Below are 918 nucleotides of genomic sequence, written 5' to 3'. Positions count from 1 at the left end.
TGGTGTTTGACCTTTGCGAAGAGCTGTTCGATCGGATTGAGGTCGGGAGAATATTGCGGCAGAAAGAGCAAGTGGGCGCCGGCTTTGCGGATGGCGGTGCGGATCACCTTGGCTTTGTGGGAGCCGAGATTATCCATCACCACGATGTCGCCGGGGTTAAGTTCCGGCACCAACACCTGTTCGACATAGATGCGGAAGCGGTCACCATTGATCGGACCGTCGAGGATGAAGGGCGCGCTGACGCGGTCGATGCGTAAGGCGGCTAGGAAGGTCATGGTATTCCAGTGACCGAAGGGAGCCTCACCGGGCAGTCGTTCGCCGCGCGGCGCCCAGCCCCTGAGCGGCGCCATATTCGTCTTTGTCCAAGTTTCGTCGATGAAAACCAGGCGGGCAGGATCGATGCGATGGCGATGCTTCAGCCAGCGAGTTCGTCGCGCGACGACATCGGGCCGTTTGCGTTCGAAGGCGACCAGCGTCTTTTTTTATAACTCAACCCTTCTTCATGCACGAAGATCCAAACGGAGCGATAGTCCACTTTCAGACCGCGGGCCTCCAGCTCGTGGACCAAGCCACGCAACGTAAAGGCGCTGCCGCGACAGCGCGCGATCAGCCAGTCCCGATGCTCACCCGAAATCGCCCGTCGCTTGTGCCCGCCCATCTGGCCGGGGGCTGCGCTGCCTGTCTCGCGGTAGCGCCGCACCCAGTCAATGGCGGTACTGATGCCGACGCTGAAGTGTTTGGCCGCAGCCCTGCACGACAACCCTTCGTGCATTACAGCACCAACAACACGGTCTCGAAGATCATCCGAAAAAGGTCGCGCCATTCTGCCCGGCCTCCTTTACCGGTCAGAATGGTGAATCTGATTTGCTCACAAAAGGGAATCCCAATTCCGATTCCGCCTAAATTCATCCCGCTCTA

Annotated in this window: 1 pseudogene; it reads right to left on the bottom strand. The window is 59.2% G+C overall.

Annotation, left to right across the window (positions count from 1 at the left end):
- Positions 1-823 (bottom strand): annotated as a pseudogene (locus ACPYOP_RS32910) (IS630 family transposase); the annotation flags it as partial.
- Positions 824-918: the final 95 nt, after the last annotated feature.

It is taken from the genome of Rhizobium sp. KNZ2-6A, from assembly GCF_056755475.1.
This window is presented reverse-complemented; position numbering and strand designations above follow the sequence as displayed.